The 17,138-nt window shown below is 73.0% G+C and carries 16 protein-coding genes; 6 read left to right on the top strand and 10 right to left on the bottom strand.

Features of this window, described 5'->3' with window-relative positions:
* Nucleotides 1-12 precede the first annotated feature (12 nt).
* The gene (locus tag ABZ192_RS08780; protein ID WP_356923809.1) at nucleotides 13-1,197 is read left to right on the top strand and encodes a PLP-dependent transferase; all 1,185 of its coding nucleotides are present in this window, start codon (nucleotides 13-15) and stop codon (nucleotides 1,195-1,197) included.
* A gap of 67 nt (nucleotides 1,198-1,264) precedes the next feature.
* Here the strand turns inward: ABZ192_RS08780 and ABZ192_RS08775 are convergent, their stop codons facing one another.
* The 4 genes from ABZ192_RS08775 to ABZ192_RS08760 form a co-directional block, all read right to left on the bottom strand.
* Complete coding sequence (locus ABZ192_RS08775; protein WP_356923808.1) at nucleotides 1,265-2,536, bottom strand: GNAT family N-acetyltransferase; 1,272 nt, start codon at nucleotides 2,534-2,536, stop codon at nucleotides 1,265-1,267.
* Nucleotides 2,537-2,644: 108 nt separating this feature from the next.
* Nucleotides 2,645-4,219 carry an alkaline phosphatase D family protein gene (locus tag ABZ192_RS08770; RefSeq protein ID WP_356923807.1) on the bottom strand — a complete coding sequence of 525 codons (1,575 nt, stop codon included), beginning with the start codon at nucleotides 4,217-4,219 and terminating at the stop codon, nucleotides 2,645-2,647.
* 141 nt (nucleotides 4,220-4,360) lie between these two features.
* On the bottom strand, nucleotides 4,361-5,791 hold the full coding sequence (locus ABZ192_RS08765; protein WP_356923909.1) for a PLP-dependent aminotransferase family protein: 1,431 nt from the start codon (nucleotides 5,789-5,791) through the stop codon (nucleotides 4,361-4,363).
* Between the two features lie 75 nt (nucleotides 5,792-5,866).
* On the bottom strand, nucleotides 5,867-6,700 hold the full coding sequence (locus tag ABZ192_RS08760) for an alpha/beta fold hydrolase (protein ID WP_356923806.1): 834 nt from the start codon (nucleotides 6,698-6,700) through the stop codon (nucleotides 5,867-5,869).
* Nucleotides 6,701-6,864: 164 nt separating this feature from the next.
* Between ABZ192_RS08760 and ABZ192_RS08755 the strand changes: the two genes are divergently transcribed.
* On the top strand, nucleotides 6,865-7,749 hold the full coding sequence (locus ABZ192_RS08755; protein WP_356923805.1) for an RNA polymerase sigma-70 factor: 885 nt from the start codon (nucleotides 6,865-6,867) through the stop codon (nucleotides 7,747-7,749).
* A gap of 171 nt (nucleotides 7,750-7,920) precedes the next feature.
* Entirely contained in the window at nucleotides 7,921-8,682 is a 762-nt protein-coding gene (locus tag ABZ192_RS08750) for a GntR family transcriptional regulator (protein WP_356923804.1), read from the top strand.
* Between the two features lie 91 nt (nucleotides 8,683-8,773).
* Here the strand turns inward: ABZ192_RS08750 and ABZ192_RS08745 are convergent, their stop codons facing one another.
* From ABZ192_RS08745 to ABZ192_RS08735, 3 genes are all read right to left on the bottom strand, one after another.
* The gene (locus tag ABZ192_RS08745; protein WP_356923803.1) at nucleotides 8,774-9,931 is read right to left on the bottom strand and encodes an ROK family transcriptional regulator; all 1,158 of its coding nucleotides are present in this window, start codon (nucleotides 9,929-9,931) and stop codon (nucleotides 8,774-8,776) included.
* An 88-nt stretch (nucleotides 9,932-10,019) separates the two neighbouring features.
* Complete coding sequence (locus tag ABZ192_RS08740; RefSeq protein WP_356923802.1) at nucleotides 10,020-10,682, bottom strand: response regulator transcription factor; 663 nt, start codon at nucleotides 10,680-10,682, stop codon at nucleotides 10,020-10,022.
* A gap of 14 nt (nucleotides 10,683-10,696) precedes the next feature.
* Nucleotides 10,697-11,866 (bottom strand): histidine kinase, encoded by a 1,170-nt coding sequence (locus tag ABZ192_RS08735; protein WP_356923801.1) that lies wholly within the window; start codon nucleotides 11,864-11,866, stop codon nucleotides 10,697-10,699.
* A gap of 108 nt (nucleotides 11,867-11,974) precedes the next feature.
* Between ABZ192_RS08735 and ABZ192_RS08730 the strand changes: the two genes are divergently transcribed.
* The 3 genes from ABZ192_RS08730 to ABZ192_RS08720 all read left to right on the top strand — a co-directional run bounded on the left by ABZ192_RS08730 (nucleotide 11,975) and on the right by ABZ192_RS08720 (nucleotide 14,120).
* Complete coding sequence (locus ABZ192_RS08730; RefSeq protein ID WP_356923800.1) at nucleotides 11,975-12,895, top strand: ATP-binding cassette domain-containing protein; 921 nt, start codon at nucleotides 11,975-11,977, stop codon at nucleotides 12,893-12,895.
* A 2-nt stretch (nucleotides 12,896-12,897) separates the two neighbouring features.
* Nucleotides 12,898-13,623, top strand: coding sequence for an ABC transporter permease (locus tag ABZ192_RS08725; protein WP_356923799.1), 726 nt, complete (start codon nucleotides 12,898-12,900; stop codon nucleotides 13,621-13,623).
* 65 nt (nucleotides 13,624-13,688) lie between these two features.
* Nucleotides 13,689-14,120, top strand: a complete 432-nt coding sequence (locus tag ABZ192_RS08720; protein ID WP_356923798.1) for a hypothetical protein — start codon at nucleotides 13,689-13,691, stop codon at nucleotides 14,118-14,120.
* 43 nt (nucleotides 14,121-14,163) lie between these two features.
* On the opposite strand, the gene mug is transcribed toward ABZ192_RS08720, so the two are convergent.
* From mug to ABZ192_RS08705, 3 genes are all read right to left on the bottom strand, one after another.
* Nucleotides 14,164-14,709 carry a G/U mismatch-specific DNA glycosylase gene (mug, locus tag ABZ192_RS08715; RefSeq protein ID WP_356923797.1) on the bottom strand — a complete coding sequence of 182 codons (546 nt, stop codon included), beginning with the start codon at nucleotides 14,707-14,709 and terminating at the stop codon, nucleotides 14,164-14,166.
* Between the two features lie 13 nt (nucleotides 14,710-14,722).
* Entirely contained in the window at nucleotides 14,723-16,165 is a 1,443-nt protein-coding gene (gene purB / locus ABZ192_RS08710; protein WP_356923796.1) for an adenylosuccinate lyase, read from the bottom strand.
* A gap of 124 nt (nucleotides 16,166-16,289) precedes the next feature.
* Nucleotides 16,290-17,069, bottom strand: coding sequence for an SGNH/GDSL hydrolase family protein (locus tag ABZ192_RS08705; protein ID WP_356923795.1), 780 nt, complete (start codon nucleotides 17,067-17,069; stop codon nucleotides 16,290-16,292).
* Nucleotides 17,070-17,138: the final 69 nt, after the last annotated feature.

Here is a 17,138-nt window from a genome sequence, read left to right as displayed (position 1 = left end):
CACCCTTCCGTCATGGACACAGCGAGCATGGGCGCCCACGACGACGTACGCACCGCACCGAGAGCACTCGCCACCGAGGCCGTCCACGCCGGGCGGGACGACCTCGCCCGGCAGGGTCTGCACGCCCCGCCGATCGACCTGTCCACCACCTACCCGTCGTACGACAGCCGGGGCGAGGCGGCCCGGATCGACGCGTTCGCGGCCACCGGCGCGGACCCGGACGGCCCGCCCGTCTACGGGCGGCTGGGCAACCCGACCGTCGCCCGCTTCGAGACCGCGCTGGCCCGCCTGGAGGGCACCGAGGCGGCGGTCGCGTTCGCCAGCGGCATGGCCGCCCTGAGCGCCGTCCTGCTCGTGCGCGCCTCCATGGGGCTGCGGCACGTGGTGGCCGTACGCCCTCTCTACGGGTGCAGCGACCATCTGCTGACCGCCGGGCTGCTGGGCTCGGAGGTGACCTGGACCGACGCGGCCGGAATCGCCGGGGCACTGCGTCCGGACACCGGGCTGGTCATCGTGGAGTCCCCGGCCAACCCCACCCTCGCCGAGGTCGACCTCCGGGCCGTCGCACACGCCTGCGGCTCGGTGCCGCTGCTCGTGGACAACACCTTCGCCACGCCGGTGCTCCAGCGCCCTGCCGAACAGGGCGCACGGCTGGTGCTGCACAGCGCCACCAAGTACCTCGGCGGCCACGGGGACGTCCTGGCGGGCGTGGTCGCCTGCGACGAGGAGTTCGCGGGCCGGCTGCGGCAGGTCCGCTTCGCCACGGGCGGCGTCCTGCACCCCCTGGCCGGCTATCTGCTCCTGCGCGGCCTGTCCACCCTCCCCGTCCGGGTACGGGCCGCCTCCGCCAACGCCGCCGAACTCGCCCACCGCCTCGCCGCCGACCCGCGCGTAGCCCGCGTGCACTACCCGCGCATCGGCGGCGCGATGGTCTCCTTCGAGATACACGGCGACCCCCACGAGGTCATCGCCGGTGTCCGCCTCATCACCCCGGCGGTGAGCCTCGGCAGCGTGGACACCCTCATCCAGCACCCGGCCTCCATCAGCCACCGCATCGTGGACGCGGGCGACCGCAGGGGGGCCGGGGTGAGCGACCGCCTGCTGCGCATGTCGGTGGGCTTGGAGGACGTGGACGACCTCTGGTCGGATCTCGACCAGGCGCTGAAGCGTCCCCATAGGGGCGCGGGGCTGTATTGATATGCGGCTCCGCCGCGTGGGCGCGACAAGCCACGACGAACCCGCACCCGCCGACACACAGCCCCTCCTACGGCGCTGAGGCACTCCCCGACTCACCCGCGCCGGACGCAACCGGCTCACCCAGCCGCGCGGTGATGACCAGGGTCCCCTCCTCGACCTGATAGTCGAGGGGGAGGCCCAGCCCCCGCATCGCCGCAACCATCCCCGTGTTGGACGCCTGCGTCACGGCATACACACTCCTGCAACCGCCTTCCGCGGCCATCGCGACGAGCCGCCCCAGCAACTCCCCGCCGACACCGCGCCGCTGCCACGCGTCCTCGACGATCACCGCGACCTCCGTCTCGTCCCCGTCCCACAGCAGATGCCCGAGCCCGACGAGCCGCCCGGAGGCCGTCTGCACGGCGAGGGTCCGGCCGAAGCGTGGACTGAGCAGGTGGTTGAGATAGCGGTCGGCGTCACCGACCGGCCCGTGGTAGCGCAGCCGGAGCGTGCGGTCCGAGCACCGCTCGTGCATCGCCCTGGCCGCCTCCAGATCACGCGTGTCGGCGCGGCGTACGGTGATGTCGCTGCCCTCGGCCAGCGTGAGCACGTCCCGGCCGTGCGGGACGCGCGGCCCGAGCCGGGCGTCCAGTTCGACCAGGGCCCTCGCCCGCGCGAACTCGGTCGGTGTGAAGGGCAGATAGGGCCGCTCCACCGTGATCACGCCGCCCTCCGGGGCGCGCAGGCGCATCACCGTGTCGTCGAGGGCTCCCTCCACCGGGACGCCGTCGGACGCCCGCCCGCCGCCGGCCGGTGCGGGCTGGGAACGGATCGTGCACCGGCCCAGCAACTGGCGCAGCGCAAGGGGCAGTTCCGCGGCGTCCAGGGCGGTCCGGGCGGCGAGTCCGAGGATCCGGGTCGGCGCGTCCACCAGGTCGTGGGCGTCGGCCCGCTCGATCCAGGTGTCGGCGCCGCCGGCCGTCCGGACCGCCGCGGCGATCCCGGAGGCCGGCAGTTCGCCCGGGGCGCGCAGCAGGAACTCGTCCACCGTGCCTTCGGCCAGCGGATGCGTCTGGAGGCTGAGGATGTCGACCCGCTGCCCGGCGAGGGCCGTGCACAGGGTCGCGAGTGATCCCGGTTCGTCCTTCACCGTCGTCCGCATCCGCCACAGCGTGCTCGTCCCGTGCGTGTTCGCCCCCGGCACCGGCTCCGGTACCGAGGACCCGGTATCGCCCGACGGCGGCGCGTGTTCGTGGCGTCGTGTTCGCCAGGTGTGGAAGGCCGTCGTGACCCGCTGCCAGGAGGTGGCGGAGCGGCAGTCGTTCTTCAGGTCGGTCACTTCAGTCACTTTTCGTGTCATGCACCCACTGTGACGGAATGGTGTTGCGTGATCGCGAACGCTTTGTGACCGGCGGGTAAAGGGGGCAGTGTGCCCCCTTTATCGACGCTTCAAACGTTGCGCTCCGGACTACTGGCCGACCAATCCCGGCTGGAGCGTCTTCGTGAACAGCACGGTGCCGTCCTGCTCGCGCAGACGGACCGTCAGCTCGCCGCTGCCGCCGTCGATGTCGACCTCGCCGAAGAACTGGTAGCCGTCGGCGGGGGAGACGTTGGCGGTCGTCGGCGCCTTGAGGAACACCCGGTCGGGACCGAAGGTGCCGTCGAGCGTGTTCGCCGGAAACGCACCGGCGTTGAGCGGGCCCGACACGAACTCCCAGAACGGCTCGAAGTCGGTGAACGCGGCCCGCGACGGCTGGTAGTGCTGTGCCGAGGTGTAGTGGACGTCGGCCGTGAGCCACACCGTTCCGGTGATCCGGCGGTGCTTCACGAAACGCAGCAGCTCGGCGATCTGGAGCTCACGGCCCAGCGGGGCGCCGGGGTCGCCCTGGGCGACCGCCTCGATGTTGGGCTTGCCGTCGCCGCTGTCCGGGACGACCAGGCCGATCGGCATGTCGGAGGCGATGACCTTCCACACCGCGCGGGAGCGGGACAGCTCGCGCTTGAGCCACTCCAGTTGCTCGCGGCCGAGGATGCCCTGAGGGTCGGCGGGCTGGTCGCCCGGCGAGTTGGCGTTGCGGTAGGTGCGCATGTCCAGGACGAAGACGTCCAGCAGCGGGCCGTGGTGCTGGACCCGGTAGACACGGCCGTCGGGGCGGCGCAGCGTGGAGATCGGGAAGTACTCCGAGAAGGCGCGGCGGGCGCGGGCGGCGAGCACGTCGACGTTCTTCTCGGTGTACCGGGTGTCACCGAGGATCTCGCCCGGGTACCAGTTGTTGGTGACCTCGTGGTCGTCCCACTGGATGATGGACGGGACCCGGGCGTTGAAGGCCCGCAGGTTCTCGTCCAGCAGGTTGTACCGGAAGTTGCCGCGGAACTCCGTCAGGGTCTCGGCGACCTTCGCCTTCTCCTCGGTGGTGATGTTCCGCCAGGTGCGCCCGCCGGGCAGGGCCACGGTCTCGGTGAGGGGGCCGTCGGCGTAGATGTTGTCACCGCTGCAGAGGAAGAAGTCCGGGTCGAGGGCGGCCATCGCGTCGTAGATCCGGTAGCCGCCGAGTTCCGGGTTGATGCCCCAGCCCTGGCCGGCCAGGTCGCCCGACCAGACGAACCGTACGCCGTCGCGGCGCTTGCCGGACGCCGTGCGGAAGGTGCCGTTGACCGGTTCGCCGGTGCGGCGCGGGTCGTCCGGGTCGGCGAGCAGCACCCGGTAGTGGATCTGCTCGCCGGACGGCAGACCGTGCAGCCGGGTCGTGCCGGTGAAGTCGGTGCCCGGGCCCAGCAGCGGGCCGTGCCATCTGCGCGGGTTGCGGAACGACTCGGTCGCCGACGTCTCCACGATCATCCGGGCGGGCCGGTCGGACCGCACCCACACCAGCCCGGAGTCGCGGGTCACGTCTCCCGCCTGCACACCCCACCCCGCTGCGGGGCGCCCCGACCGTGCGAAGGCGGGTGCCGCGCCGAGGGCGGTGGGCAGGGTGAGGGCCGCCGATGCGGCGAGGGAGCCCCGCAGGACGCTGCGGCGCGCGGGGAACGGACGGTGTGACATGGATGCGCCTCCAGGGACGGGATCCGGCCAGTGTGCACAGCCACACCTACTGGCACGCCGCGGCGCACACACGAACCCCAAGTGAACAACTGACCCCGGGGGGAGGGGAACCGGCGGGAGCCCGTGAGCCGCGCCGGTGGATCACCTCGTGGCCGCGTCCGCCATCAGGCGTACGCCCTCGTGGATCCGGGCCGGAGGGACGTGTGCGTAGCCCAGCACGAGCCGCACCTGCTTCGGTCCGTCGGGCTCCTCCCGCGCCGGACTCGGGTGCGCGTAGGCCGACAGGGGGTGTACGGCCACTCCGGCCGCTGTCACGCGGGTGAGGAAACGGTCCTCGGGGCCGTAGCGCTCCGGCAGGGTGGCGATCGCGTGCAGGCCCGCGGCGATGCCCGAGACCCGGGAGCCGGGGAAGTGCTCCCCCAGGGCGGCCGTCAGGGCGTCACGGCGCTCGCGGTAGGCGCGCTGGCAGCGGCGCAACTGGCGGTCGTAGTCGCCGCGTTCCAGGAACCGGGCGAAGAGCGCCTGGTCCAGGGTCGGGTGGCCGAGGTCCATGGTGCGCTTGCGTTCGACGATCTCCTCCGCCCAGGACTCCGGCACCAGCAGCCAGCCCAGCCGCAGTCCCGGCGCCAGGGACTTGCTGACCGAGCCCGTGTAGGCGACGTGGTCCGGGTCGAGGCCCTGGAGGGCGCCGACGGGAGCGCGGTCGTAACGGAAGTCGCCGTCGTAGTCGTCCTCCACGACGATGCCGTCCACGCACCGCGCCCAGTCCAGCAGTTCGGCGCGACGGCGGGCCGAGTAGGCGATGCCGGTGGGGAACTGGTGGGCCGGCGTTGTCACCACGGCCCGTACGCCCGACGCCCGCAGCGGCTCCAGGGCGATTCCCCCGCCGTCGACGGGCAGCGGCACGGCGGTGACCCCGGCCGAGGCGTACAGCGCGTCGTGCTGGGGGCTGCCCGGGTCCTCCACACCCACCGAGCGCACCCCGCGCGCGTGCAGCGCGAAACCCAGCAGCGTCACCGCCTGGGTCACCCCCGAGACCACCACGATCCGCTCCGGGTCGGCCACCACACCCCGCCGGCGGGCGAGCAGTCCGGCCAGCGCGGTACGCAGCCGGGGCAGCCCGCGCGGATCGGGGTACCCCAGCTCCTGGTGCGGCAGTTCCGCCAGCACACCGCGCTGCGCGGCGGCCCACGCCGAGCGCGGGAACAGCGACAGGTCCGGCGTCCCGGGCACGAAGTCCGCCCGGGCGCCGCGGGGGCGGGGAGCGAGGTCGTGCGCCCGTGCCCGGGACGCCCGTACGGCCGAGCCCACCCATGTCCCGGCGCCCCGGCCGCTGCGCAGATAACCCTCGGCCGTCAGCTGCTCGTACGCCTCCGTGACGAGCCCGCGCGACACCCCCAGGTCCGCCGCGAGATCCCGGCTCGACGGCAGCCGCGTGCCCGGCGCGAGCCGGCCCGAGCGGACCGCCTCGCGCAGCGCCGCCTGGAGGGAACGGCCACGGGTGCGGGCCGGCGCGGAGGCCGCCGGGAGCAGCAGCTCCCAGGCGGGCGACACGGGCTCGTCGCGGTCCATGCGGTCCATGCGGTCCATGCGGTCAGTCTTCCGGATCCGCGGCCGGGTTTTCCGCCGGCCCGGGTACCCCGCCGGTCAGCGGCTGCCGTCGAGGACGACCCGGGCGACCAGCGCCGGGTCGTCGTTCATCGGGACATGGCCGCAGCCGGGCAGCCGTACCAGCCGGGCGCGGGGGATGATGCTCTTGGCCCGCACGCCCTGACGGGGGATCAGCAGCCGGTCCCGGCTGCCCCACGCCACGGTGACCGGCGTGCCGACGATGTCGTCGGTGAACTGCACGGTCCTGCCGGAGCGGAGGGTCTCAAAGAACCCCTGCGCCCGGGCCAGCGCGAGCGTCTCGGCGACCACGGCCTCGGGCGAACGACGGCCCGGGCGGGCGTAGATGGTGCTCGTCAGCAGGGTGCGGCCGATCGCCGGGCGGGCCAGCCGTTCGACGACGGGCAGCGGCATCCGCTGGGCTATCTGCCGCATCGTCATCAGCACCGTGAAAGCGTAACGGCGCTCGACATCGTTCCAGAACCCCGCGGGGGACAGGGCGGTGACGGAGCGGACGAGCTGAGCCCGGGCCAGGTCCAGTGCCAGCAGGCCGCCCAGCGAGTTGCCCGCCACGTGCGGCCGTTCGATCCGGAGCGCCCCGAACAGCGCCGTGAGGACGGTGTTCATGGTCGGCAGGTCGTGCGCCATGCCGTCCGGGAGAGCCGGTGACTCCCCGCACCCCGGCAGGTCCACGGCGATCACGTCCCGCTCGGCGGCCAGCGCGGGTATCACCGGGTCCCACACCTGCCGGTGGTGGCCGATGCCGTGCAGCAGGAGCAACGGTTCGCCGCTGCCCTGACGCGTGTAGGACAGGGTCACGCTCTGCTCGCCCTGTGCGGAGGCGACGTTGAAGGAGACGGTGGCGGAGGACATGCGGTGCTCCTAGGCTGTACTCGCTGACGGACGCGATAGACAGCTTGTCAGCAATTGCTACCGGCGGGTAGCCCCGAGGTGTCGCCACTTTCCCGGCCACGACCGGCCGGGATACGGGCGATTTCGCCTGGACAGGGCAGAACCGGTGGGCTGGGATGGAACCCGTGACCACCGAGACCGCGACCGACGTCTTCGAAGCGCACCGCCCCGTCCTGCTGGGTGTCGCCTACCGCATGCTGGGCCGCGTCGCCGACGCCGAGGACGTGGTGCAGGAGGCCTGGCTGCGCTGGTCGGGCAGCGACCGCGGCGACGTACACGAGCCGCGCGGCTACCTCGTACGGATCACCACCCGCCTCGCCATCGACCGGCTGCGCCAGATCAAGGCCCGCGGGGAGACCTACGTCGGCCCCTGGCTGCCCGAGCCGTACGTCACCGACTTCGGTGACACCGTGCCGGACACCGCGGAGCGGGCCGTGCTCGCGGACTCCGTCTCGCTCGCCGTCCTCGTCGTGCTGGAGTCGCTGTCGCCGCTGGAGCGGGCGGTGTTCGTGCTGCGCGAGGCCTTCGGCTTCCCGTACGCCGACATCGCCGCCATGCTCGACCGCGGCGAACCGGCGGTGCGCCAGCTGGCCGGGCGAGCGCGCAAGCACGTCGAGGAGCGGCGGCCGCGCTACGACGTCGACCCGGTCCAGCGGCGCGACCTCACCGAACGGTTCCTCGCCGCCGCCGCGGACGGCGATCTCGAAGGGCTGATGGAGCTGCTCGCCCCGGACGTCCGGCTCGTCGGCGACAGCGGCGGCAAGTCGCGGGCGCCGCTGCGGGTTCTGCAGACCGCGGACAAGGTGGGCCGCTTCCTCGTCGGCGCCGCGCAGAAGGGCGTCCCCGACTTCTCCCTGCGCTTCCTGGAACTCAACGGGGGCCCTGCCGTGCTGGTCCTGTCCGGCGACAAGCCCGACTCCGTCTTCCAGGTGGATGTCGCCGACGGCCGCGTCCAGGCGGTCTACATCGTCCGCAACCCCGACAAGCTGCGCTCGCTGGCCGCCCTGTAGGCGGCCCCGAGGGAGCCCTGCGACGGCGGCGCATGCACGTCCCGTGAACGTTCCCGGCCATTGGTCTTGACCAAGGATCAGGGCCGCCCTATGGTCGCAGAGATAGTGAAACAACCTTTAAAAAACAAGGGCGCTAAAACGCTGCCGACCACGGCGATTGCGGAGGACAGGGTGGGGACCACGCAGCTGGAATCGGTGCCGGAACCGAAGTACTGGCATCTCAAGACCGTGCTCAGTGAAGCGCTCGACTCGGAGTTCTCCGTGGGGGAGATCCTCCCCAACGAGCGCGACCTCGCGGCCCGCTTCGGCGTCGCCCGCGCCACGCTCCGCCAGGCCCTGGAGCAGCTCGAACTGGAGGGCAGGCTGCAGCGCCGCCGCGGTGTCGGCACGACCGTCGCGCCGCCCCGCATGGGCGTCTCCCTGGGCACCGGCCCGCACACCTGGCCGGGCGGCCCGGAGGACGCCTGGCAGCCCGTCGACTGCACGGCGGCGGTGCCGCCCGCGGCGGTCGCCGAGGCGCTCGAGACCGGTCTGGAGGAGTCCGTGCACATCGTGCGGCGCTCCCGGGTCTCGCAGGGCCGGCCTGTCGCCGCCGAGCTGCTCTACATCCCGCAGTCCTCGGTGCACGAGCTCTCCGGCATCGACGCGCCGTCCGGGTCGGCACGCGCGCGTGCGGTGCTGCGCGAGCTGCAGCGGCTGGAGCTGGACCGGCAGGAGAACGCGGTGGAGCTCGGCTCCGCCGGGGCCGACGACGCGAAGGAACTGGACCGGCTGCCGGGGGCGCCCGTGCTGGTGGTGACGACGCGGTTCGTGGCCGCGGGGTGTGTGGCCGCGTTGTCCGTCGCGACGTATCGCGCTGACACGTGTCGGTTGACCTTCGGGGATGCGGGGGGTGTGGAGATCCACGCCGGGCCGGAGCGGCGGGCGTCTTGAGCCTGGCGCCGTAGGGGTGCGGTGCGTAGGGGGCTGCGCGTGCGTTGTGGCTGAGCGCGCAGTTCCCCGCGCCCCTTGAGGGGCGTTGGACTCAGCGGCGTGATGTGGTCGTGCCTTCCACGCTGAAGAGCTGCTCCTCCACATGATCCAGGGCCAGACGCAGGGCACCTGTCGCCACTGCCGCGTCTCCCAGGCGGGACAGGGTCACCTGCGGCGGGCGCAGGCAGTAGCGGGCCAGTTCCTGGCGGAGGGGGTCCAGTACGCCGTCCAGGCCCGCTGCCCAGCCGCCGATGACGACCAGTTCCGGGTCGAGGGCGAGGACCAGGGCCGCCACGTCGTGGACCAGGCGCTGGAGGAAGCGGTCGACGGCCGCGCGGGCCCGCTGGTCGCCCTCGCGGGCCCGCGCGAAGACCTCGGCGACGGCCTGTTCGTCCAGGGGATGGAGGGGTTCGTCCGTGGTGGACAGCAGTGTCTCCGGCGTCACCTCCCGGCCGAGGAGATGCAGTGCGCCGATCTCGCCGGCCGCCCCGCCGTAGCCCCGGTGCAGCCGGCCCCCGATCAGTGAACCGGCGCCCGGGCTGAGCCCCGCGAGCACGAACACCACGTCGTCCGACTCGGTGGCCGCGCCCTTCCAGTGCTCGGCGACGGCCGCCGCGTTGGCGTCGTTCTCGACCAGGACCGGGCACTTGAACGACCGGCTGAGCCGCTCGCCCAGCCGCAGCCCCGTCCACCCGGGCAGCGCCGTGCTCAGCCGCACCGTGCCATCGGCCTCGACGATCCCGGGCGTCGCCACGCCCACCGCGCGCAGCGAGCCGCGTGCCACACCGGCCCGGCGCAGCAGCTCGGCGACGGTTCCCCGCAGCCGCTCCAGCCGCTCGTCGGCCTCCGCCGTCTCGGGCACGTCCTTGGCCTGGGAGCCGATCACCCGGCCGTCCAGGTCGGCCAGCAGCGCGGCCACCCGGTGCGCGCCGATCTCCAGCCCCAGCAGATGCCCGGCCTCCGCCCGGAACCGGAACCGCCGCGCCGGCCGCCCCTGCCGCCGGGCGGCACCCTCCTCGGCCGCCTTCTCCACGACGAGACCTGCCTCGATGAGCCCTTCGACGACACCCTCGACGGTCGGCCGGGACAGCCCCGTCACCCGGGTGATCTCGGTCAGCGTCGCGCCGTCCGTGGCTCGCAGCGCGTGCAGCACCACCGCGGAGTTGATCCTGCGCAGCAGCGAGGGATCCCCGCCGGTCAGCCGCCCCACCGTCCGTCCTCCCAGCTCGTGCGCGTGTCTGGCCGGATCGTACTCGGCGCGGCGGACCCCGGCGAGCGCCAGGCACGGTGCCCGCCGATCACCCCGGCGCCACGAACCCCGACTCGTACGCCGCGATCACCGCCTGCGTGCGGTCCCTGGCTCCCAGCTTCGCCAGTACGGCGCTCACATGCGACTTCACGGTCTCGGTGCCCACGACCAGCCGAGCGGCGATCTCGGCGTTCGACAGGCCCCGCGCCATCAGCCGCAGGACCTCGCCCTCCCGCTCGGTCAGCTGGGCCCGCTCCATCGCCGCCCGCGCGGCCCGGTTCCCGCCGTCGTCGCCGTACTCGGCGGCCAGCTGCCGTACCGAGGCCGGGAACAGCAGCGACTCGCCCTCGGCGATCAGCCGCACCGCGTGCACGATCGCGGCCGGCCGGGCCCGCTTCAGCAGGAACCCGTCGGCGCCCGCCCGCAGCGCCTCGTAGACGTACTCGTCGTTCTCGAACGTCGTCACCACGAGGATCCGCGGCGGCTCGTCGACCGTCCGCAGCAGCGACCGGGTGGCCTCGATACCGTTCAGCAGCGGCATCCGTACGTCCATGGCGACCACGTCGGGCCGCAGTTGCCGCACGAGCGGGATCACCGCCGCCCCGTCCGCGGCCTCCCCCACGACCTCGATGTCGGGCTGGGCCTCCAGCACGGCCCGCAGACCCGCGCGCACCAGGGGTTCGTCGTCGACGAGGAGGACGGTGATCGGCATCGGACCAGCGTAGATCAACTCAACGGCAGCTCGACATGAACCTGCCAGTCACCTTCGTCGGGGCCGGTCCGGGCCAGCCCGCCGAGCAGGGCGGCGCGCTCACGTATGCCGCGCAGGCCGCTGCCCCGCCCGGGGCCGGGTACCGGCTCCGTCAGCGGGTTGCGTATCGCGAGGACGAGCATGGGGCCGGCGGCGTCCACGCGGACCCGGACGGGTACGGTTCCGGCGTGCCGCAGCACATTGGTCAGCGCCTCCTGGAGGATCCGGTAGCCCTCCCGGGACACCGGCCCGGGCAGGGTGTCCACGGGCCCGGTCACCTCGGCGTCGACCTTCGCGCCGGAGGCACGCGCGGACTCCAGCAGCCGGTCGGCGTCCACCAGGGTCGGTCTGCTGCTCACGGGTTTCCGCGACTCACGCAGCACGCCGAGCACCCGCTCCAGGTCCTCCAGGGCGGCCCGGCCGGTCTCCTCGATGGCGACCAGCGCCCGGTCCGTGAACTGCGGGTCACCGGCCGCCCGCGCGGCCCCCGCCTGCACGACGGCGACCGTGAGCGCGTGGCCGATGGAGTCGTGCAACTCGCGGGCGATGCGCGTGCGTTCCAGGAGCTGTTCGGTGCGCTCCTCCAGGGCCGCGAGACGCTCCGCGGGTGACGGGCCGAGGAGCCGCACGGCCAGCGCGGTGACGAGGTGGCCGGACCAGACCACGACCACGGCCAGCAGCAGGAGCGGCACGGGTGCGAGCAGGGCGTGCCACCAGTGGTGCTCCTCGACGCTCACGAATCCGTCGGCGGCCGGCTCGTGACCCAGCCCCGTCGTCAGCAAGTCGACCGCGAGGAGGGGCAATTGGACGGAGAGGTGGGCCACGATCCAGCCGAGGACCAGCCGCGCCTCCAGCCACACCACCGTCCGGCCGCGATCGGCCCAGGTGACCGACGGGGTGGTCACGATCTCCGCCGCCGCACCGCCTTGCCGATGGCCGGTCAGCAGCAGCCGGGCCTGAAACCCCTCCACGACCCGCGTGACCGGTACGAGGCCCGCGAACCCGAGCAGCACCGCGGCCGTGGCCTGGGTCCACCACGCCTGCTCGATGAAAATCCACAGCGACGGCCACACGACGGCCACGACGATGTGCAGCCACCGCTTGTACGTCACCGCCCGCGTCAACGGGCGCAGCATGCGGACCATGGCGTCATCGTGCCAGCCGCCACTGACAACGGGCCTCCCCCGCACGGGGGAGACGATCTCCACCGCCGGGGGAGGCCCGCACCCCGGCCGACCGGCCACGCTGCTGCCATGACCAGCATCGAAGTCCAGGACCTCACCAAGGAGTACGGCGGCAAACGGGCCGTGGACGGCCTCACCTTCCGCGTCCTGCCCGGCCGCGTCACCGGCTTCCTCGGCCCCAACGGCGCCGGGAAGTCCACCACGATGCGGCTGGTGCTCGGCCTCGACCGGCCGACCGCCGGCTCCGCCACCCTCGGCGGCCGTCCCTACGCGACACTGCGCGAACCCCTGCGACATGTGGGCGCCCTGCTCGACGCTCAGGCCGCGCACGGTTCCCGCACCGCCCGCGATCACCTCCGTGTCCTGGCGAGCAGCAACCGCATCCCGGACCGGCGGGTCGACGAGGTACTGGAGGAAACCGGCCTGGCGTCGGTGTCCCGGCGCCGGGTGCGGACGTACTCCCTGGGCATGCGCCAGCGCCTCGGCATCGCCGCCGCCCTGCTGGGCGACCCCGGAGTGGTCATGCTGGACGAGCCGTCCAACGGACTCGACCCGGAGGGCATCGTGTGGATCCGGCAGTTGCTGCGCCGGCTCGCGGGGGAGGGCCGCACCGTCCTGGTCTCCAGCCACCTGATGAACGAGACCGCGTCCTTCGCGGACCACCTCGTCGTCCTCGGCCGGGGCCGGCTGCTGGCCGACACCCCGATGCGGGACTTCATCCACGCGCGCGTGCAGCCCAGCGTCCGCATCCGCACCTCCGATCCCGCCGCCCTCCGCAGCGCCCTCGCCCGGCACGGCCATGACGCCGTGGAACACGGGGACGGTCACTGGACCGTGCACCACGCACGCGTGGACGACGTCGGCCGCATCGCCTCCGAAGCGGGTGTGCCGGTCCTCGAACTCGCCGCCGAGGAGGGCACGTTGGAACAGGCCTACTTCGACCTCACCTCGGCCGAAGCCGAGTTCACCACGCAGCCCCAGGAGGCCTGACCATGGAACTCGCCCCCGTCCTCCGCTCCGAGTGGCTGAAGATCCGTACGCTCCGCTCGCTGCCGGGAGCGCTCCTGGCCCTGTTCGCCTCGACCACGGCGTTCTCCGCGATCGCCGGCGTCTCCGAGACGTCGGACCCGGACTTCGACCCCCTGTACATGGCCCTGTCGGGTGTCGTGCCGGGGCAGATCGCGGCCATCTCGTTCGGGGCCATGGCCGTGTCGTCGGAGTTCCAGTCGGGCGCGCTGCGGCTGTCGCTGGCCGCGGTTCCGCGGCGCGGCCGGTGGTTCGCGGCCAAGGCGGCCGTCATCGCCGTACCGGCCCTGCTGGTAGGACTGGTGACCGCCCTCGCGGCCCTCCTCGCGGCCCGGGCGGGGCTCGGCCCGGCGGCCGACGGACTCGGCACCGGCGAGCAGGTGCGCGGCGTCGTGGGCTGCGGTGTCTACCTCATGCTGATGGCCCTGTTCGCCGCCGGACTCGCCGCCCTGCTGCACAGCGGCGTGGCCACGCTGTCGCTGCTGATCCCGTTCATCCTCGTCGTGTCGTTCGTGATCGGCGACGCGACGGGCACCGTCGCCGACTTCCTTCCCGACAAGGCGGGACAGCTGGTCCTGAGGGAGACGTACGACGGCACCCTCGGCCCGTGGTCGGGGCTCGCGGTGACCGCGCTCTGGGCGGCGGCCGCGCTGCTGGCCGGAGGGTGGAGCCTGCGCCGCCGGGATGCCTGACCGCGAGGCGGCGGGAACAGGTTGACGCGCCGCCAAGTGTCAGTGGCGCCGGGTTTACTGGACGCATGAACATCGCACAGCACATCGCCCTCATCGACGAGCTGTGCTACCGCCCCTTTCCGGCGGAGCACGGCCCGTCGGACGTCGGCGTCTCCGGACCCGGCCGGCACACCGCGGTGTTAGAGGCCGCACCCGACGACGACCCGGCGCTCCACGCGGTGACGGTCGACCAGTACGAGAAGGACCGGGACGCCGTCTACGAGCTTCTTGCCTCACGCTGGGGCGACACGTCCCCCTACAACCTGCAGACCGTCCTGCTGCGCACCGAGCGCGAGGAGATACCCCGGCCGTGGGCCGAGTTGAGCGCGTGCGCGAGCGTCGCGTACGTGTGGGAGGTGGAGGGCACGGGCCGCTGGGTCGCCGTGGCGGTCACCGACCGGGACACCTCGCGCGGGGTCCGGCTGCTGGCCCTGGTCACGGAGACGGACCCGCCGTAACGGAGTCGGGCCCGCCGTAAGGGAGACGACCCGCCGTGAGGGATCAGCCCTCGGCGGCTTCCCGCAGCCGTGCGAACTCCTCGGCCATCGTCTCGGCGGTCCAGTGCGCGTTCAGCCCGCTCGGATTGGGCAGCACCCACACCCGTGTGTCCCCGATCAACCGCGACTGCGGCCCGACCCGGGCCTTCCGGTCGTCGAACGCGGCGCGGTACGCCGTCACCCCGACCACGGCCAGCCAGCGCGGCCGCAGCCGCCCCACCTTCAGTGCGAGCTGTCGCCCGCCTTCCCGGTACTCCTCGGCGCTCAGCTCGTCGGCCCGAGCGGTCGGCCTGGCCACGACGTTGGTGATGCCGAGCCCGTACGACAGCAGTTCCTGCTGCTCGGACGGCTTCAGCAGCCGCGGCGTGAACCCGGAGCGGTGCAGTACCGGCCAGAAGCGGTTGCCGGGGCGGGCGAAGTGATGGCCCGTCGCGGCCGTCATCAGCCCGGGGTTTATGCCGCAGAACAGCACCCGCAGACCGTCCGCGACCACGTCCGGCACGACGCGGTCGCGGGCGGCCTCCAACTCCTCGGGCGTGAAACGGGGCATCGGGTGCGGCGCGTCAGAGGATCGCGCCGGGCGTGTAACCCGCGGCCTGGGGGTGCTGCTTCACGATCTCCTCGACCCGGGCGACGACGGCGGCGACCTGGTCGCCCGCGGCACCCGTGAAGGACAGCTTGTCGGCCATCAGCGCGTCCAGCTCGGCGCGGTCGAGCGGAATGCGCGTATCGGCGGCCAGCTTGTCGAGCAGTTCGTTGCGCTCGGCGCCCTGCTCGCGCATCGCGAGCGCGGAGGCCACGGCGTTCTCCTTGATCGCCTCGTGCGCGAGCTCCCGGCCCACGCCCGCCCGCACGGCACCCATCAGCACCTTGGTGGTCGCGAGGAACGGCAGGTAGCGGTCCAGCTCCCGCGCCACGACCGCCGGGAACGCGCCGAACTCGTCGAGCACCGTCAGGAACGTCTCCAGCAGACCGTCCAGCGCGAAGAACGCGTCCGGCAGCGCGACCCGGCGCACCACCGAGCAGGACACGTCGCCCTCGTTCCACTGGTCGCCCGCCAGCTCGCCGGTCATCGAGGCGTACCCGCGCAGGATCACCATCAGGCCGTTGACCCGCTCGCAGGAACGGGTGTTCATCTTGTGCGGCATCGCCGAGGAGCCGACCTGACCCGGCTTGAAGCCCTCGGTGACCAGCTCGTGCCCGGCCATCAGCCGGATCGTCTTCGCCAGCGACGACGGCGCCGCCGCCACCTGCACCAGCGCCGTCACGACCTCGTAGTCGAGCGAGCGCGGGTAGACCTGGCCGACCGAGGTGAACGCCTGCGAGAAGCCCAGGTGCGTGGCGATCCGCTGCTCCAGCTCCGCGAGCTTCGCGGCGTCCCCGCCCAGCAGGTCCAGCATGTCCTGCGCGGTGCCGACCGGGCCCTTGATGCCGCGCAGCGGGTAGCGGCCCAGCAGCTCCTCGACCCTTCCGTAGGCGACGAGCAGCTCGTCGGTGGCGGTCGCGAAGCGCTTGCCGAGGGTGGTGGCCTGCGCGGCCACGTTGTGCGAACGGCCCGCCATGACCAGCTCGCCGTACTCGCCGGCCAGCTTGCCCAGCCGTGCCAGGACCGCCACCGTACGGTCGCGCATCAGCTCCAGCGAGAGGCGGATCTGGAGCTGCTCGACGTTCTCGGTGAGGTCGCGGGAGGTCATGCCCTTGTGCACGTGCTCGTGCCCGGCGAGGGCGTTGAACTCCTCGATCCGCGCCTTCACATCGTGCCGCGTGACCTTCTCGCGCTCGGCGATGGAGGCCAGGTCGACGGTGTCGAGCACACGCTCGTAGTCGGCGAGCGCCGCGTCCGGCACCTCGATCCCGAGGTCCTTCTGCGCCCGCAGCACGGCGAGCCAGAGCTGCCGCTCCAGCCTCACCTTCTGCTCGGGTGACCAGAGCGTGGCGAGCTCGGCGGAGGCGTAGCGTCCGGCGAGGACGTTCGGGATGCGGGGCTTGGCGGGAGCGGAAGTCACGTCGAGGGATTCTACTGGCGGTTCCTGCAGGCCGGCGCGACGGGTGCGTTCGTGGGAACCTACAAGAGCCTGTCGGCGCCCCCGCCGCGAGCCCGCCGGCCACGCGCGCCGCCGCGGGAACCGCCTACGCCCGGTCCTCGTACGGCAGCAGCTCCGGCCGCTTCGGGGGGAGGCCGTCGCCCGAGGAGCGGCCCGTCAGGCGGCGGCCTATCCAGGGCAGCAGGTGCTGCCTGGCGAACCGCAGGTCCGCCGCGCGCCGCATGACCCAGCCGGGCGGCAGCGTCGTGGGCATCGGGGTGCGCCACTCGGTGTCCTCCGGCTCGTAGCCGAGCGCCTGCCACACCGCCTCCGCGACCCGGCGGTGGCCCTCGCCCGTCAGGTGCAGCCGGTCAACGTCCCACATGCGCGGGTCGGAGAGCGAGGGGGCGCCGTACAGGTCGACGACGATCGCGCCGTGCCGTGCGGCGAGTTCGTCGACGCAGGCGAACAGCTCCTCCATGCGCGGGCGGAACCGCTCCAGGACGGGGCCCTGGCGGCCCGGGCTGCGCATCAGCACGAGCTGTCGGCAGGCGGGGGCCAGCTTCTCCACGGCCTCCTCCAGGAGAGCGCGCACCCGGACCATGTCGCACTTGGGCCGCAGGGTGTCGTTGAGCCCGCCGACCAGGGTGATCACGTCGGCGCCCATGGCCGCCGCGACGTCCACCTGCTCGTCGACGATCTGCCGGATCAGCTTGCCGCGCACGGCGAGGTTGGCGTAGCGGAAGCCGGGCGTGCGGGCCGCCATCCGCGCGGCGAGGAGATCGGCCCAGCCCCGGTAGGTGCCGTCGGGCAACAGGTCCGACATGCCCTCGGTGAAGGAGTCGCCGACCGCGACGAGGCTGCTGTAGGTGGGGTTCGTGTCCATGGCGGCGGAAATAGTATCCCGTGCACATACCCAGCAGTCGGTCACCCCGTCCGGGGCGCCTGGGGGGCC

The sequence above is a fragment of the Streptomyces sp. NPDC006235 genome, assembly GCF_040613735.1.
Lineage (GTDB): Bacteria > Actinomycetota > Actinomycetes > Streptomycetales > Streptomycetaceae > Streptomyces.
The sequence above is the reverse complement of the archived record's forward strand: the minus strand, read 5'-3'. Positions and strand labels throughout refer to the sequence as shown.